General features: G+C 35.7%; 11 protein-coding genes. 3 read left to right on the top strand and 8 right to left on the bottom strand.

The features are described from left to right. Window positions 1-72: 72 nt before the first annotated feature. Window positions 73-2,577 (bottom strand): PIG-L family deacetylase, encoded by a 2,505-nt coding sequence (locus BOQ62_RS11535; RefSeq protein WP_129039614.1) that lies wholly within the window; start codon window positions 2,575-2,577, stop codon window positions 73-75. Window positions 2,578-2,726: 149 nt separating this feature from the next. Next, on the bottom strand, window positions 2,727-3,398 hold the full coding sequence (locus BOQ62_RS11530) for a hypothetical protein (RefSeq protein ID WP_129039612.1): 672 nt from the start codon (window positions 3,396-3,398) through the stop codon (window positions 2,727-2,729). Window positions 3,399-4,081: 683 nt separating this feature from the next. On the opposite strand from BOQ62_RS11530, the gene BOQ62_RS11525 reads away from it, so the two are divergent. Then, on the top strand, window positions 4,082-5,098 hold the full coding sequence (locus BOQ62_RS11525) for an alpha/beta hydrolase (RefSeq protein ID WP_129039610.1): 1,017 nt from the start codon (window positions 4,082-4,084) through the stop codon (window positions 5,096-5,098). A 121-nt stretch (window positions 5,099-5,219) separates the two neighbouring features. Here BOQ62_RS11525 and BOQ62_RS11520 read toward each other — a convergent pair whose 3' ends face one another. Beyond that, window positions 5,220-7,130 carry an amidohydrolase gene (locus BOQ62_RS11520; RefSeq protein ID WP_129039608.1) on the bottom strand — a complete coding sequence of 637 codons (1,911 nt, stop codon included), beginning with the start codon at window positions 7,128-7,130 and terminating at the stop codon, window positions 5,220-5,222. Window positions 7,131-7,639: 509 nt separating this feature from the next. Here BOQ62_RS11520 and BOQ62_RS11515 point away from each other — a divergent pair. After that, window positions 7,640-10,039, top strand: a complete 2,400-nt coding sequence (locus tag BOQ62_RS11515) for a hypothetical protein (protein ID WP_129039607.1) — start codon at window positions 7,640-7,642, stop codon at window positions 10,037-10,039. Between the two features lie 221 nt (window positions 10,040-10,260). Here BOQ62_RS11515 and BOQ62_RS11510 read toward each other — a convergent pair whose 3' ends face one another. The 5 genes from BOQ62_RS11510 to BOQ62_RS11490 all read right to left on the bottom strand — a co-directional run bounded on the left by BOQ62_RS11510 (window position 10,261) and on the right by BOQ62_RS11490 (window position 16,092). Then, the gene (locus BOQ62_RS11510) at window positions 10,261-11,190 is read right to left on the bottom strand and encodes a S41 family peptidase (RefSeq protein ID WP_164976730.1); all 930 of its coding nucleotides are present in this window, start codon (window positions 11,188-11,190) and stop codon (window positions 10,261-10,263) included. Between the two features lie 13 nt (window positions 11,191-11,203). Further along, on the bottom strand, window positions 11,204-12,673 hold the full coding sequence (locus BOQ62_RS11505) for a serine hydrolase domain-containing protein (RefSeq protein WP_129039604.1): 1,470 nt from the start codon (window positions 12,671-12,673) through the stop codon (window positions 11,204-11,206). An 85-nt stretch (window positions 12,674-12,758) separates the two neighbouring features. Continuing rightward, window positions 12,759-13,772, bottom strand: coding sequence for a serine hydrolase domain-containing protein (locus BOQ62_RS11500; protein ID WP_228413995.1), 1,014 nt, complete (start codon window positions 13,770-13,772; stop codon window positions 12,759-12,761). Between the two features lie 156 nt (window positions 13,773-13,928). Then, window positions 13,929-15,068, bottom strand: coding sequence for a helix-turn-helix domain-containing protein (locus tag BOQ62_RS11495; RefSeq protein ID WP_129039602.1), 1,140 nt, complete (start codon window positions 15,066-15,068; stop codon window positions 13,929-13,931). A 502-nt stretch (window positions 15,069-15,570) separates the two neighbouring features. Beyond that, complete coding sequence (locus BOQ62_RS11490; RefSeq protein WP_129039600.1) at window positions 15,571-16,092, bottom strand: hypothetical protein; 522 nt, start codon at window positions 16,090-16,092, stop codon at window positions 15,571-15,573. A 92-nt stretch (window positions 16,093-16,184) separates the two neighbouring features. Here BOQ62_RS11490 and BOQ62_RS11485 point away from each other — a divergent pair, with 92 nt between their 5' ends. Then, on the top strand, window positions 16,185-16,418 hold the full coding sequence (locus tag BOQ62_RS11485; RefSeq protein WP_047388231.1) for a helix-turn-helix domain-containing protein: 234 nt from the start codon (window positions 16,185-16,187) through the stop codon (window positions 16,416-16,418). The last annotated feature ends 151 nt before the right edge of the window (window positions 16,419-16,569 follow it).

Here is a 16,569-nt window from a genome sequence, read left to right as displayed (position 1 = left end):
ATACGATCTGCAATACTAATGCAACGGCTAATAGTATGTACCAGATATTCCAGTTTTTAAGTTGTTTGTTCATCAGTTTTTCTGTGCAGATAAAAAGTTTAAAAATAAACGTGCAGCCCCCACATTTCCTGCGGGCAGCTGTCTGAAAAATGCCAACGGCGAATAAATAAAATTACCCTTTCCGTATTTTGCATATAAAGTGGATCCCTGAAGAGGTTCTTCGTTTGTATCGTGCATTTCAAAAAGCGGTTCATAGGCGGCATCCCATTGAGCAGGGAAATAAGCGCCACGTTCCTGTACCCAGCCTTTAAAATCATCCGCAGTAATTTTGTTCGGAAAGTTCAGTAATTTATGATTTGGATTTAAAAATGTAACCGCAGCATTTTCTTCGGTAACACGCTTGTTTGCGATACTGAAATTGTACATCCCCAGTTTATCAACGGTGGTATCCTGGTTGGTGTTATACTGCATCACCAAATTACCTCCGGCTTTTGCATAGGACCATAAAAAAGGCATCCAACGACCCAATTTTTTCTCTGTGTTATTGGCACGAACACCTAATATGATGGCATCATATTGCGATAATTTATTCGAATTACCGTTCCCACCAGATTCATCTATGTTTCCATAAAAATCTTCATCTTTCAGAACATCTACCTGAATACCTGCAATACGCAGAAACTCAGGAATGAAATCACCCGCTCCTTCTACGTACCCCACTTTTTTAACCTTCGCCTGAATATCGCCTTTCATCACCGTTACAGTAGCAGGCGCAAAATACTGCAAAGAGGGTAAATGCGGATACTGAATTAATACCTGTTTTTTATGATAAATCACTCCATCTGCAACAAAATTGGCATCCAATTGCAAACGTGATGAAGATATTGAAGCAAGCTTAGTTTTTGGAATAACATAATTGATGGTAAAATCTTTTCCATTGAGCGAATTTACATCAGTGCCACCAAGTCTTTCTCCGTTATACATGAAGTTGAGGGTACCTTTACTGGGCTGTTTGTTAGAATTAATTTTAAAATTTAAACTCAAATGTAAGTCTTCATTTTCTTTGACTAGATAAAGCGGTTGTGTAAATTTCAGTTCCAATGCAGGAACAATACGCAAGGCTTCCACTACATCACCACGAACAGGATCTAATTTCTTGAAGGATAAAGGAAGTTTAACCTGAAACTTTTCCGAACCTATTTTTAAACCAAGCAAAACATTCAACGGTGATTCTGCCTCAGGCAATCCGATTAAAGTATCATTTGGAACAGAGAAAGTTGCAGCATTTGCAGCAGGTTTTGCCAACCAGTAAGGTTCTGTGAGTGCTGCATCTGCAGGAATCCGGATGTCATGCTGAATGGTAATCAAAGAATCTTTTGATAATTTTCTGTTGAAGCTTTCTGACTGAATTAGCCATTTTACATCTTCTAAAACGACAGGGTTTGCAGCTCTTGAAATCAAATTTAATCTGAAATTATAATGATCCCCGGCAACAGCTTCAGCCTGATTGGTAACAACCTCACCCATAAAGCCGGCACAGCTTAAAATAATGTTGTCAAGAGATTTAAGCTTATCCTTTTTCAGATCTGCATCTTTTAATGCCATGACCTTTTTTCGTAAAGCAAGTAAAGCAGGTAAGCTCAGGTCAGGGTTATTAAAATTAAAAGATGAAATAATTTGATCTAATGACCGATCAATATCAGCGTTTCCTTGTGAAGTCCAGGTTTTGACTACTCCATCGAAAAGTGTTGTTTTTGCCGGGTCACCAATAACGTGGGAAAAATATTCAGTCCTGATCCCTGCTACAGACTGTGTTCCTGCCCCCTGGCTTTTATGTAAACTTCTGCTTAATCCTGCCAATTCACCATAGCCCATCCCCAGTTGTGCATCATATTGCCCAACGGTAACTTTCAATTGATTTTCAGCTGTTGTATTGACCCCGCCAAACCGGAAAGTATTCCACAATACCCGTTTGGGCTGCCATACACTCACATATTTTAGTTGATCCGGGAAAGCTTTTTTATCCCCTGCAAGCTTAAAAGCTTTTTCTGCAACCACTGCTGAAGCCGCATGTTGCCCGTGTCCTGCCGCCGCAGTAGGAGGAAAACGACAAATGATAACATCCGGACGGAATTGACGGATCACCCAAACTACATCCGCTGTAATGCTGTCCGCATCCCATTGTTTAAAAGTGTCGGTGGTATTTTTAGAGAACCCGAAATCAATCGCGCGGGTAAAAAACTGTTGGGCTCCGTCTAACTTTCTTGCTTCTAAAAGCTCATGTGTTCTGATTAATCCCAATGCAGCACCTTGCTCTGTACCTAATAAATTCTGACCACCATCACCTCTGGTTAAAGACAAATAACCCGTTTCTACATTTTGATCGTTGATTAACCAGGAGAGCAATCCTGTATTTTCATCATCGGGGTGAGCCGCAAGGTATAAAACTTTAGGCAGCTGCTTAAGGGTTTTGATTTCGCGGTAAATTTCAGATGATTTGGAAGGCCGGACCTGCTGGGCCGAACAAAAAACCGTATAAAATCCGAGGATAAATACTGTACTTACTTTTTTGAACATTTAGATTTGCTTTGCAGAGCAAATATAAGTAAATCATCTTTTTCAACCTTAAAAGAATTAAACTCTAAATTTTACAAAATAAAATAAACATTAATATTAATGTTTATTACCTATGTATAAATTAAAGTTTCAAAGAAAACAAAAACCACTTATGTTTTTCTAATTATATTCTGTGTAAGATAGATATAATTAAACATGCAAAATGTCGCTACTGCCCCAAAAGTATGCCATAAAAAGTGTGTCCCGAAGCTGAACAATTCCCATTTATCCGCAATACGAAAGGTCAATGCAAAAACAAATGACAATACAGCAAAACCTACCCATTTGCCAGCTTTCCATTGGGTATAGATTAAATACCTTACTACCGAGAAAACTACAAATGAAGCCATGATGGCATAATTGACATTGATAAAAAGAGAAGGGTTATCAACCAAAATCCAGTTTCTCAAACCAACCATAAGTGCTGTATATAGCAGAACCAAGAAAACAGCATAATACCATCGGGTACTCTGCGCTATAAAATAAAACCCGGCAGACAGACAGAGCAACATAATAGGCAGCCAATCCATCATGATAAATACGGGCCATTGTCTGAATGAATGATAAATAGTTCCCCCTATAGCACCAATATATAATAAAACCAGGCAGTAGGTTAAAAAAGGATATTTTTTTAAATTACCCTTCATTTTGAGGGTCCAGAAAATGGCGATGGCTAAAAATAATAGGGCAGTTATTGCATTTAAAGGCTCAGGGAAAAACTGAGCCATATCTGTTTCTTTATATAACATGCCTCCATCTGGAGGTATTAGGTTTATTGGCATTATCTTTTTTATTTCATATTGACAGGCATGCTTTAGAGTGCAAAATAAAAACACAAGCCATTTTTCTAAACATTCGTAACCCTATATATACGTCTTCTAAATATAGAAAAAATCATGGTATTATATACCTGGATACATCAATTGTATTTTATGAAAATGTTAATTCTATTTCTTATCCTCATACTCCAGATTGTTTTTACAACAAATACTATTTTATTCTTTTGATTCAAAACACTCAAATGTATAATTCCAAAAACAAACAATATATTTTAATATTTTATTAAAGAAAACAAATTATTATAATTTATTTTTTAATAATTAATGTAAAATCGTATATTAGTGTTATAAAAAACTAAAACCATCACAAAACACATCTTCCAATAAAAATATTTCTTTACATTTCCCACCCAAAATTACACTCCAAAATATTGAAATGTCAGAAAGGGTTTGTTGAGAGAATTCACATATTTGGAAACGCCAATACCACTTCAAATAAAGTAAGACCATCCCAAAGTTAATTTGTTATATCAAGCAAACTAGATTCATTTTAAGCAATTGATTTTCCACCATATTAACAATTGACTATTAACACCATACCACTTTCATTAGTGAATACCTAGACTTTTCTCCGTCAATCTATACTTGGAAAATAAAAATTTACATAATCTATAAATCAAAATATTATGAAAAAGCACTATTTAATCATTTGTCTTTATATTATATTGTGCTCGTGCCGTACAAATAATATTCCCAAAAGTACAAACCCCAACATACAGATTCCTCCAAATACAACGGTCGCATTTGTAGATCTTAATGGCAATTTCTATCCTGAAAACTGGGATACACAAATAGGTCCATACAAAAAAACATCCTCATTATACCTAACTGCTCAACAGAACAATACAACACACATTCTAACCAATTTTGAAACTAAAAAACTTGCAGAATACCGTCAAGATATTTCAAACAAAAAAAGAGTATTCATTTTCGTTCATGGTTACAATAATAATGAAGCAAAATCTAAAAAAAATTATGACCTTTTACGCACAAAAATTAACATAGATCCTACCCAAGATCAGATCATTGAATTCTATTGGGATGGATTAACCTCGAATAATCCATTCAGCTCAGCAAGAATATGGTTTTATGCAACTGGATACAGTCAAATGGCCGGAGAATTTGGATTGCGCAAGATTCTCAATGAAATACACAATAAAGATATTTTTATAATTTCGCATAGCCGGGGAGCATCAGTTGTTCTAAGCTCTCTAAGCAATCCTCCTTACAATGACAAATTCAGAAGAGATACAGAAAGCCTCGGTATAGCTGTTGATAACAAAACCCCTCTTTCTGAAAACGCCAATCGGATTGTTTGCATCATGCTTGCACCCGCAATTGGAGAAATTGATTTCACAAAACAATCGGACAACAGGGCTTATAGAAACTTCAGCCCACAATTAAAAAATATCCACATTACAACCAATAAAGACGATTATGTGTTAAAAAAATTTATCGGTCTTCAAAAAGAATTGAATCCTACAACTCTAGGATACAATGACAGAGCATATAATACTCTAAAATCTACTTATAGTTTTTTTACTGTTGATAATTTCGATGGGCAAAACAGCCATAGCTTTGATGTTTATGTTAATAATCCAAAATTTCAAAAAATGATTGACACATATGTCAAGAACAAATAATATTTAAATATCCAATCACCTTAATTACAATACAGTATCAAATCTAAAAACAAAATCAGAGTAGAAATCATCTACTCTGATCGGGTTTAATTAGCAACTATTTAATTCTTCTCAGAATAAATTATACGTTATCTGAAAAAAGCACATTTTTTTCAGTTACTTCTTTTGCAGTCTTATTATTTACATAAACAGGTATACCATCCACCCATGTTTCCAATACCGGAATATCTCTCATTTTCATATATTGTAATGATGGTGTATTCAATGAAAGAGGATCTTGTTCCAATATAACAAAATCAGCAAAATATCCTTCATTTAACGATCCTACCCATTTGTCTGCATAGCATTGCCATGCAGCATCATAAGTAACCGCTATTAAAGCCTGCTCGGGAGTAATACGTTCGGCACTGTTTAACACTTCAATATCCTTTGGATTTTTTTCCATGATTCTGGTAATCGATTGTTCCATCATTCTTAAAGGACCCAATGGGCTTACTTCATTGTCGCTGTGAAGGGTAATTCTCATACCAGCAGCAAGTGTTGAACCGCAAAGATCAAGCATTTGTGCCTTTTCACCGAATATCACTTCCTTAAAAGCATATCCCCAATACCCCACATGTCCGATAAGGAAACTTGGCGAAACACCCATTTGGAGCATATTGGTAATTTGATCTGATGTCAGAAGCGAACAGTGCTCTATACGGTTACGAAGCTCCGGCCCTCTATATTGAGCAAGGGTACGCTGATAGGCATTGATTGCAAATGTTACCGCCTGATCTCCATTAGCATGAACCATCAATGGCCATCCTTTTACAGCTACAACTGTATTGATTAATGTATTATAACCTGGCGGAATCGTATTCGCAGGAATACCTGTCTGCGGGAAATTAAATACTCCCGTATTATCGGCTGGATTACACAGATAAGGAGCACTCTGATAACCCGTCAAGCCTTGATTGGAACCATCTGAAACCACTTTAATATGCCCATTATATACAGGCTTGTAATGATCTGGCTCTTTATAATGATCCAGTTTATCTACATCTTCCTGGCTGGAACACAAATATGCCCCACCTGTTCTTACCAATTCGGGATGCGTCTCAAAATATTTGGTTAAAAGTGTTTCTGATCCCTTATTCAATCCCGCATCATACATGAAAGTAACACCCCTTGAATTGGCGGTATTAAAAAGATCCGTTAAATATCTGTTGATTTCTATGCTCATGGCGATGATCTGCAGCTTTACAGTCTTCAAGGCAGGAGTCATCTGTAAACCTTCCTGCAATTGGCCATTGGTCTCACTGATATACTTGTCTACAGTTTTATATTCATCCCGTATATCAGTATTGTGATCAAACACATAGTTTAACGCTTTTGTGTTCAGGTAAAGGGTGTGCATGGAAGCACTTAAGAGCATCATAGGGGTATCATGATTAATACTGTCAAGTACCGTATTATTAATGGTTATCAACTCTTTTTTACCATTTACTTCTTCGAAAGGCATTAATGAAGGATCCAATCCCCTACCTAAAATGACAGCTCCGGGAATCTTAGGAATATGATTGTTTATCATGGTTCCCACGGAAGTCAAATCATACACCGATTTTAAATTCTGTCCTTCAAAAGGGCTCAGATCCAGCCAGCCATGCATCATTGCTGTAGGAACCATATGAACATGGGGCTCAATGAGACCAGGAAGTAAGGTTTGAGTTCCTGTTAATTCCTTTTTTTGATGTTTCGGATGGTGTTTCGTCATATATTTTGCCACCTCTTTTTTCTCACCGGTTACCACCACTTTTCCATCAGCAAAACCAATGGCCTCGACAGTAGCCGTTGATCCGCCAATCATGGGACGGATGATTCCTCCACTGATCATCAGGGTCTGTGGTTTTTCGTGGGTTGCTTTTCCTGAACCGGGATTTATTTTTGTCAGATTTTCTGCACTGAAAAGCTCTTCTTTAAGAACATCCAAAACAGGATTGTGGCAAGAGCAATGGGTGCATCCATGCGTGTGATTGTGTGATTTTTCCATAGGAATAATTGGATTTGATTGTATGTTTAATTGTAATTCTACCTGTATCTATTTTAATTACATATTGCTTTTATACCCATAGAAATATAAGCCCACGAATAAGCGACATCAATTACATTATCGAAATTAAAATGGATTATTTGCAGTATCTTATATTTAAATAAATACTTATGTGAGAATATTTTTCATTTATTTTCATGTATTAGTTTATTTCATAAAAATAATAAAAATATTCATTCAATATACTTTTTTTCACCATATATTGATTAATTTTTACAACCTAAAACTTTAATTCACAAAACGTTTCCATTACATTCATACTTACAACATCTGTTTGTCTCAACATTCAAGGATGAGTATTTTTCAGGTAATCCTATTTTCTGATTCAGAAATTACAGGAAGGAAATAGCCTAATCATATTTATTTTTAGTGAAATAACACGTCAAATATCAATTTTTGAAGTCATTAAATCATTACATTAGCACAGAATTAAATGCGTTAAGATTTCTATGAAAAATATATTCTGTGTATTGCTTCTTTCCATGGTGCACCCCGTACTGGCACAAACTAAACTGGAAAAAGCACTTACCAATCTTGAGGATAATTACGAACAAGAGAAAGTATACTTACTTACAGACAAATCCCAATATGCAGCAGGTGACAAGATTTGGTTTAAAAGTTTTGTATTTGATGGTTATAACCGTTCTGCATTATCCACTACCCTATTTGTTGAATTGTATGATGCTGATAAAAAATTAATAGACTGGAAAACAACACTTCTTACCAATGGTGAAGGCAGCGGAGATTTTCAACTGAAAGAAGATCTTCCTGAGCAGGTTTACTTTATAAGAGCTTATACTCCTTACATGACCAATTTTAATGAAGACTTCCAAATTGTCAAAACACTTCCGGTTTACAATCCAAAATCTAAGGAATCTTTAGTAATTTCTAAAAGTTCTGACTGGTCTGCAAAAGCTTTTCCGGAAGGAGGAACTTTCATTAATGGTATGCCTACGAAATTTGCTGTAAGAGTATCCGGCAACACTTCTCTACCGGAAAGCTGGTCCGGAAAAGTAATCGATATCCAAAATCCCAAAACTCCTGTTGCAACATTTAAATCTTTTGATAAAAATGTGGCCTCTTTTACACTTACTCCTGCATCAGGAAAAAAATACCAGGCAATCATTCAGGACAATGCGGGGAAAAGCCAGACCATAGATCTGCCACAGGCTGCAGACAGCGGTCTTAACGTAGAAGTCAGCAGTTCTAAGGAAGGAGTTAAATATACCCTGAAAGGCGTTAATCTAAAACAGCAGCTTCAGGGTTATAAAATTGTCGGAATTATTAATAACCACCTTGCTTACAGAGCCAATATCAACCATCTGACGAATGAGGCATCCAGTCTTATCCCTACAAAAGTAAGCAATGGAGCTAATGCTGTTTTGCAACTGGCTATTTTTGATGAGCAGGATAATCTTGTTGCCAAGAGACTTTGTTTTATAAAACCCGGAAATTTAAAAGTTGAGAAAGCAGAAATAGTAGGCCAGAGCCTGAAGCCAATTCCAAGAGCCTTCAACAGCATTGACCTTTCTCCTGAATCCAATTTTAAAAATTACACGGTTCTCGTAAGTGAAGACAATAGTTCCCAAAATACGGAAGAAGAGAACCTACTGAGCGGGCTTTGGTTAACAGGAGATTTTACTTCAAAAATAGACAGTCCTGCACAATATTTTTCTAAAACAACCAATACTGAAGCTCTGGATGCGCTGCTTATTTCTGAAACCTGGAAAAGATTCGATTGGAATGCTGTTCTTAACGGATCTGCCCCAGCCATTAAAAACAACTCTCAACAGTTTCTTTCCTACAGGGTAAAACCTATTAAAAACAATGCCCTGCTAGTCAATAGTACAGTAAATCTGGTATTGAGAGCAGGTAAAGGAGATCCGATGATTAATCAGTTTCAAACAGATCAGAATGGATATGTTTATCTGAATAATATCAATACTGATGAACCTTTGAACGTTTCATTATTTGTGAATGCAGAAAAAGACAAAGAAGCCAGTACTGATAATTTATACGTTACAGTGGAACCTTTAGTGAATCCTACCCCATTTAAAGGTAATTTTCCGACCACAAAATATACTTTGGTAAAATCCGGTGAGAACAAAACCCTTCCGCCAGCCATTGCCAGAGCCATCAACACTCAGAAAAACATTAAAAAGAAAGAAAGTGCTGATATCCAGATTCAGGAAGTAGCTTTGGTAGGAAAAAAGAAAGATCCGAAAGAAGAGTTAGACAAACAACTGTCTACCGGAATGTTCAGCTCCGTTAATTCTACGGTATTTGACTTCGTTAATGAAAATCAAAATGCAGGAGGATCCAATAATATCTTAGACTGGCTTCAGGGAAGAGCTGCCGGATTAACGTTTCAGAGAAATAATTCAGGAGTAAATGTACCTTACATCCGCGGTCAGCAGGCTAAGCTGTATTTAGATGAAGTACAAACCGACCCCGCCATGATTTCCAACCTTCCTATCAACAATATTGCGATGGTAAAAATCATTAAAGGAGCTGGATTAATAGGTGATGCAGTAGCCATTTATACAATGAAAGGCAATATGAAATCTAAAAGCACTGAAAAAGAAACTCCCAACACCAACTCCGCCATCATAAAAGGATATGACAGACCTTCCGAATTCCCTATTGAAATGATTGATGATGATGCTCCGGAAAAAATTGAAAATGACACCAGAGAAACACTGTATTGGAACCCTAACCTATTTGACAGTGATTATGTTCCTCCAAGAATTAAGTTCTTTAATAACGACAGTGCAAAACAGTATAAAGTTCTGATCATAAGCTTTGATGAATATGACAATATTCTTTATGACCAGCAAGTTTTAAAATAACCTTTCATACCATCAGGATCACAAAAAGGTTCTGAAAACAATCTTATTTTAACCACATACAGGGACAAGTCTGAACAGACCTGTCCCTTTTTCTTGATAGATTCTAAAAATAGCAAACTATCAAAAGGCACTTCAATTAATCTCTTATTCTAATGTATGAATAAGCTTTTTTATTTCAGATGGGCTCAGCTCTGTTTTGGTTTCTGTTTTTATAATATTCTTTAAATGGTAATATGAGCCGCTTTTAAAGCATCTTTGGCTTTTACCTCACGATCTGGGCTTATACCTACATGTTCCCAGTTTTTCTGATTGATCAAAGAGCTTACTTTTCCTGTAGGAACAAGCAATAGATATTGATTCTGAATAACAAAATGATCTACCGGATTGGCTGCTCCAGGTGTTTTCTCACCTATTACTTCAGCCAGTTTATGTTGCTGCAGAAAATAAGCAAGCGCTTCTGCTGCAGAAAAAGTGCTTTTACTGGTAAGGATATAGATTTTTTTATGGAGATATTTTGCGCCCAAAACACCTGATTGCGTACTGTTGACTACTGTCTTATCCTCATGTCTGAAATACGTAGTATAAAGATCTGTCTTCTTATCAAAAAAATAACTGCAGAATAACAGAAGCATATCATTATCTCCTCCTTGATTTTCTCTGAGATCAATAATCAAAGCGTTTGTATTGGCAACAAAATTCATGGCAGCAGCTAATGTATTGGCGCTGGATTTTGGGGAAGCAAAGCCTTTATAATTAATGTATCCTATATTGCCCTCTAATCGCTGAACGCTTTCAAAACCAAAATTCTCAAGACTGTTGTGAAAATCATGCAGTTTTTCCTTTTCTTTCTCGTCAACCACCTTTTCAGGGCTATAATTTTCCAGATATCTGAAAGAAAAATGGTAGTCTTTTATATCCGATCTCAGTTTATTAGCAAGAAGCGCTGCAAAATCGCTTTTATTCAACTTATTAAATACTTCTTTTTTAAGGTCGCTTTGAAATGAAGAATCTACTTTTTTGTAAGCTTCTTTATCAATATAATAACGCTTTACTTTTTCTGTAATTTCAGAAAGAACGATTGTTTTATCATCCTTCTGTGCATAAGATAACAGGGAGTGAAAAAGAACAATTCCGGTCAGTAATTTTTTCATGTGAAATGGATATTTATTTGTTTTTGCTGGTAATATCAATCTTTGTCTCCAAGGCATCTCTTGTTAAGATGACAGCGCTTGGCTTTCCATTGCTGAAATCAAATTTTAATAGATTCGGGTAATCTACAATGGCAAAATGTCCATTTTCCAGATATACCAATTCATTCTCATTTTTTCCTTTAAAATAGTCTAAAAACTGATTTTCAACATACAGACGATTGTTTCTTTCTACAATTTTTGTATCCGCTCCCTGTCCATAAAGAAAGTCGTTGTATGTACCGATGAGTTGCTTTTTTAAACTTACTGGTATCTCCTGAGCTTTTGTATCAGCCAGCTTATTGTTCCAATCCATTAATTTCAGAATCCTGATTCGGGTTTGATTAATTACCGGGATACGGTTAGGCTTTTCACCATTCGCAAGAACTACAAAGCCATTCCCATCTTTCATACTGGCAAAAATACTTCCTCCAACTCCGGTATTGGAGCCGCTGCACATCAGCCAGTCATAGTTGTTATACGCTACAGATCTCTGCCATCCATTGCCCCATCCGCCAACAGCATTTTTCAAAGCCGTTACTTCTGTTACTTTTTTGGCAACCTGATGAGAAATCACTTTATTATTTTTATTGCGCAAAGCATTTTGTATCTCAATAGAAAGCTTAGCCAGATCTGTAGGCGTAGACCATACTCCTGATGCTGCAACCTGTGGAGTGATGGGCAAGCCTGTTTTAATAACTTTTGCCTCTTTATCGTGAACAGAAGCAACATTCGTTGGAAATCCTTTTTCATTAGGCTGTATCATGGTGGTATTCTTCATACCAAGAGGTGAAAAGATATATTCCTGGGCAAGTTCTGCAATAGATTTATTAAAAGTATCTTCTAATGCCATTTGAACAATCACATAACCGCCTCCGCTATATGCAAAATCAGTTCCTGGCGTGAACAGGAATTCAATTTCCTTACCGTATCCCGGAATCTGTCCTAAAAGGCTTTCTCTGATAGTAGGAATTTGATCTCCTACATAGTAATCTGAAAATCCACCTTGACTTGTCCCTGAAGTATGGTTAAAAAACTGTTTCCAGGTTGGGCTGTTATTTTCAGTAAACTTACTTTTTGGCAGATGCCAGCGTTTTAAATACTTATCAATAGGATCATTCAAATTAATCAACCCTTTCTCTTCAAGGATATGGCAAAGAAGTGCTGTTATGGGTTTTGTAATAGAAGCTGTAGAAAAAGCAGTGTTTACATCCAGTTTTTCTTTAGAATTCATAGATTTCACTCCAACCTGATTCGAGTAGACAATCTTATAATTTTCAAAAACAACAAGACTAAATCCCGGAAGTTTATACTTCTCCAATTGTTTTTCAACATGTAAACTATCTGTAAGAAAACTATAATTTTTCTTGTGAGACATTGCTGTATGACCTGCCTTGCAACCCGTCATTATTACGGTAAGCATCAGTAGGTATATAAAACTTTTCATGGTGTGAATTTTTGTATTAAAATGATGAGATCTGATGATACTTATTTCAGAACGGTTTCATAAATTTTGTTCATCAGATCTTGTCTCATTTTTGAGTTTCTCTGATCAAGAAGGATAATGAACCCCCATTTTTTGCTCTGTTGTAACATATAATGGAAGACTGACCCATAGAGTCTCCTGATTTATAATAAATTGTATTTTTATCATCTGTTAAGATCCCTAAACCTAGCCCCATTTCTCTTTTTTCATCTTTATAAAAGATCTTTTCCTCAATGATGGACGCCTGCCCTATTCTTGTTTTACTATTTAATACAGCTTTTAGAAATTTGACCATATCAACCGCATTAGATTTCACCAAACCGGCAGGTGCTGTAATATTCCAATTGAAGAATTCCTGAATTCCTCCTTCCGGATTGTGGGCCGTTGTTACGTTTTTCACATTAAAATCTTTAGTGAATGTAGTGGTCATTTTCAACGGCTGAATAAGTTGGTCTCTGATAATAATATCATAGCTTTTACCATATATTTTTTCCAGGATCTGTCCCAGTAAAGTATAGCCAATGGTAGAATATCGGTATTTGCCATAATCTTTCAGCTCACTGCAGTTATTGATAATTGAGGTCAATGTATTTTGAGTAACACCGCTTACTGGCTGCTGTGGATTCTGCTCAATCAATTTTGCAAAATCTATATCAGGTAAACCAGATTGATGGGATGCCAGATCTGAAATTCTAATCTTATTTTTAAGATTCTGGTTCAATACATATTCCTTCGGAAGGTAACCGTCTATATAATCATCCAGCTTTATTTTTTTATCTAAAACCGCCTGGGCAATTAAATTTGATGTTAAAATTTTAGTGATTGACGCAATTTCGAATAAAGAATTTTTGTCAATTTTAGTCTGGCTTTCCGCATTCAGATTTCCATAGGAAGTATAATATTCTTCTTTATCATTGATGAAGCCAAAACTGATTCCTACACCCGGATTTTTTTTATAATTGTCCTGTATAATAGAATCAATCTTTGTGGAAAATTTTTGTCCAAAAGAAAAGCTGCTGATAAATAAGAATAGTGCTAAAAGTGAGAATGAAGTTTTCATTGTATCGTTGTTTTAAATGTTAAAAATTTATTTCGATACAAAGATGTGGAAGACGCTGAAGTTATGCGACCGAATAAAAGTAATCGGTCCCATTTGCTCAGAAAAATAAGTTCGAATCTTTCAGAAAAAGAGTACGAGTAATTACAAATAACTGTATTACAAATTCTTACGGTAGTAAGTTGGTGTATTACCCGTATGTTTTTTAAAAGCAGTATTAAAGGAAGATTTTGAATTAAAACCAACTTCATACAGAATTTCAAGGATTGTTACCTTACTTTTGGTTTCATCTTTTAAGATATCCATCGCATTTTCTATGCGATAGCTATTTACAAAATCATAAAAATGCTGCCCTAATTGGTGATTGATCAAAAGTGATAAATCCCGGACAGGAATTTCAATTTCGCCGGAAACTTCCTGAATGGTGAGTGAGGAATTAAGAAAAGGTTTTTTCTCGGTCATATAGTTTTTCAATCTCAAAAGCTCTTCATTATACTCCTTATTATTGACCTCTGATTCTACATTATTTTTCTCTTCTGAAACCATCTCAGATACAAGCTTTAATTTTGAATCAACATTTCTGAAAAGCTCCGGATTATTTAATGCTTTGAAAAGATACCAGCAAATAATAAAGAGCGATAGTAATAAAAGCCCAGCCTTCATCCACTCAGAAATGTAGGGATAATCTGAAAACTTAAAAATATTTTTCAAAAGAGCAATGGCATACACCACAGACAATACAACGGTAAACTGAAAAAGCCAATGGTAAGAACTGATACTTTTCCCGGCATAGTTTTCAAGATAGAGTGTCTTTGATTTTCTTAACACCCTGAAAACAGCAACGAAATACGCAATCATCTGAACATGAATCAGAATATGATTAAACTGCAATTCTATCATGCTTTGACGATTTTGAATAAAGCTGATTTTTGCAGCTGTATCTACCCCATAAAAACGAGGCACCAAAGCCAGATTAGCAATTAAAAACGGAAGTGCATGCAGGAGATATTGAGGCTTAAGCTTGAAATCGGAATAGCAAACAGATAAGACGTAGAGATAAAAAACCGGAATTTGCAGGTAAGCAAATGTATTTCTAAGCATTCCAAGATTAGATGGGCCATTAACCATCATATTAAACAGTGGTTCGCTAATATCGATAGCGTTGATCATCAGAAAAACGGCAAACAACCTGTTGCTTAGCTTATGTTTTGTCTTTACGGTAACAAGGAAAATAGCAAGAAGCACTGAAATGAATACGGAAACCGAAGCTACAATAATTAATAAATTACTTTTATCCATTCCTGATTCTTCTTTGTTTTTGGTTATTTTATTTTTAGTCTTTTTATTGAGGGTTTTCCCATATTTGGGTGATCTCCCAAGATGTGCAAATATAAAAATTAGATTGACACTGACTAATTTTTTCTCAATTGAATGAAGGAGGCCTTTTATTTCTTTAAAACGCAAAGATTAAGTTCAAACCGTTTTATCTTTAAGGGAGCTAAGACTGCGACAAAGTCGCGGATGAAACTGTATGGCTATGCGTTCGCTTAGAAAGATCAATGAAATTGATTCCTCCTTTGCTCTCTTGTAATAAGATAATGATCGTAGTAAACCTTTGCGTTAAATCCTTAGCTTAACACTGTCATTCTGACGAAGGAAGAATCTCTCTGAAATAGATGAGATTCTTCATTACATTCCATTTTTATTCAGAATGACAGCAGAGAAATCAGAGGTTTTACACCAATCACCCATCACTACGACTCATACTAACTTCCATCTTCCAACCTCCCGCTCCCAGCTTCTACTTCCCTCTCCTTTCAAGAATCAGGTGGGCAGCATCCAGCATTTTGGTCAAATGGATGTAGGGATTCACGATATTTCTTTCTGGCAGATTATCATACATTCCCATGGAGAAATAGACAATACCGGACATAAAATAATCAAACTCCTTGACACTGTATTCTTTGAATGCTTTTTTAAAAACCAACAAAGGGTTTTGGTATTCTTTCTCCGAAAGCAAGCCAAGAACCCATAGAGAAGGATTTTCTAAATGAGCATGGGCAACCCGTTTCTTTTCCTTCAGATGAATGAGATAACCGGCACGCACAAAAGACCGTACCGCCTGATGAAACTGATAGATCACAGACGGATCTTCATCAATCCAGCTATTTCTCTTTAGGGCATAATTCATAATGTTGTTTAGCATCTCTTTAGACGCTGTCAGATCATTGAACTGGAAGAAGGTCTCCATCAGCTGTAATCCAGAACGTTTTTTATCAACTGCCCAAAAACGGGTTTCAACGTGTGTTCTGCTTTTTTTCATGGGTTTGTATTTTTTTATAAATGTAGTAAAAGAATTTCAATTACGGTCGATCGACCGTAATTTTTTATTATTTAATTACTTGATTTGTTTCTATGACAGATATAAACGAGAAAATTTGTTTATACATTACAAAGAAATGGTTGATACCTTGGCTTCAAGAAGGCAAGTCACAAACTTCATTTGCAAAAAATCATGGTGTAGAAGAAAGCACCATTAGAAAAATAAAAAGTGAAAAAACGTATAGAATTCCTATTGAAACACTTTTTAAAATATGTGAGGCAAGAAAAATTAGTTTATCTGATTTCTTTAAACTTATAAATGAATAAATCCTGACGAAAGTGGACTGCCCCCAAAAAGTTAGACACTTTTTAGGGGCATTTTTTTATGTATAGAAAAGAAAAATTTAGCGTTGCTTTCAAATTAGAATGTATTAATCTTCACAAAACTTCTCATCATTCGATTGGATCTATAGCAACA

The organism is Chryseobacterium sp. CH21, from assembly GCF_004119445.1.
Taxonomy (GTDB): Bacteria; Bacteroidota; Bacteroidia; order Flavobacteriales; family Weeksellaceae; genus Chryseobacterium.
Note: the sequence above shows the minus strand (reverse complement) of the source record. Positions and strands in the feature narration are given on the sequence as shown.

Excerpts from the sequence above, each read along its gene's own strand:
- BOQ62_RS11535 (WP_129039614.1), bottom strand. The coding sequence starts at position 2,577 with ATGTTCAAAAAAGTAAGTACAGTATTTATCCTCGGATTTTATACGGTT.
- BOQ62_RS11530 (WP_129039612.1), bottom strand. The coding sequence starts at position 3,398 with ATGCCAATAAACCTAATACCTCCAGATGGAGGCATGTTATATAAAGAA.
- BOQ62_RS11525 (WP_129039610.1), top strand. The coding sequence starts at position 4,082 with ATGAAAAAGCACTATTTAATCATTTGTCTTTATATTATATTGTGCTCG.
- BOQ62_RS11520 (WP_129039608.1), bottom strand. The coding sequence starts at position 7,130 with ATGGAAAAATCACACAATCACACGCATGGATGCACCCATTGCTCTTGC.
- BOQ62_RS11515 (WP_129039607.1), top strand. The coding sequence starts at position 7,640 with ATGAAAAATATATTCTGTGTATTGCTTCTTTCCATGGTGCACCCCGTA.
- BOQ62_RS11510 (WP_164976730.1), bottom strand. The coding sequence starts at position 11,190 with ATGAAAAAATTACTGACCGGAATTGTTCTTTTTCACTCCCTGTTATCT.
- BOQ62_RS11505 (WP_129039604.1), bottom strand. The coding sequence starts at position 12,673 with ATGAAAAGTTTTATATACCTACTGATGCTTACCGTAATAATGACGGGT.
- BOQ62_RS11500 (WP_228413995.1), bottom strand. The coding sequence starts at position 13,772 with ATGAAAACTTCATTCTCACTTTTAGCACTATTCTTATTTATCAGCAGC.
- BOQ62_RS11495 (WP_129039602.1), bottom strand. The coding sequence starts at position 15,068 with ATGGATAAAAGTAATTTATTAATTATTGTAGCTTCGGTTTCCGTATTC.
- BOQ62_RS11490 (WP_129039600.1), bottom strand. The coding sequence starts at position 16,092 with ATGAAAAAAAGCAGAACACACGTTGAAACCCGTTTTTGGGCAGTTGAT.
- BOQ62_RS11485 (WP_047388231.1), top strand. The coding sequence starts at position 16,185 with ATGACAGATATAAACGAGAAAATTTGTTTATACATTACAAAGAAATGG.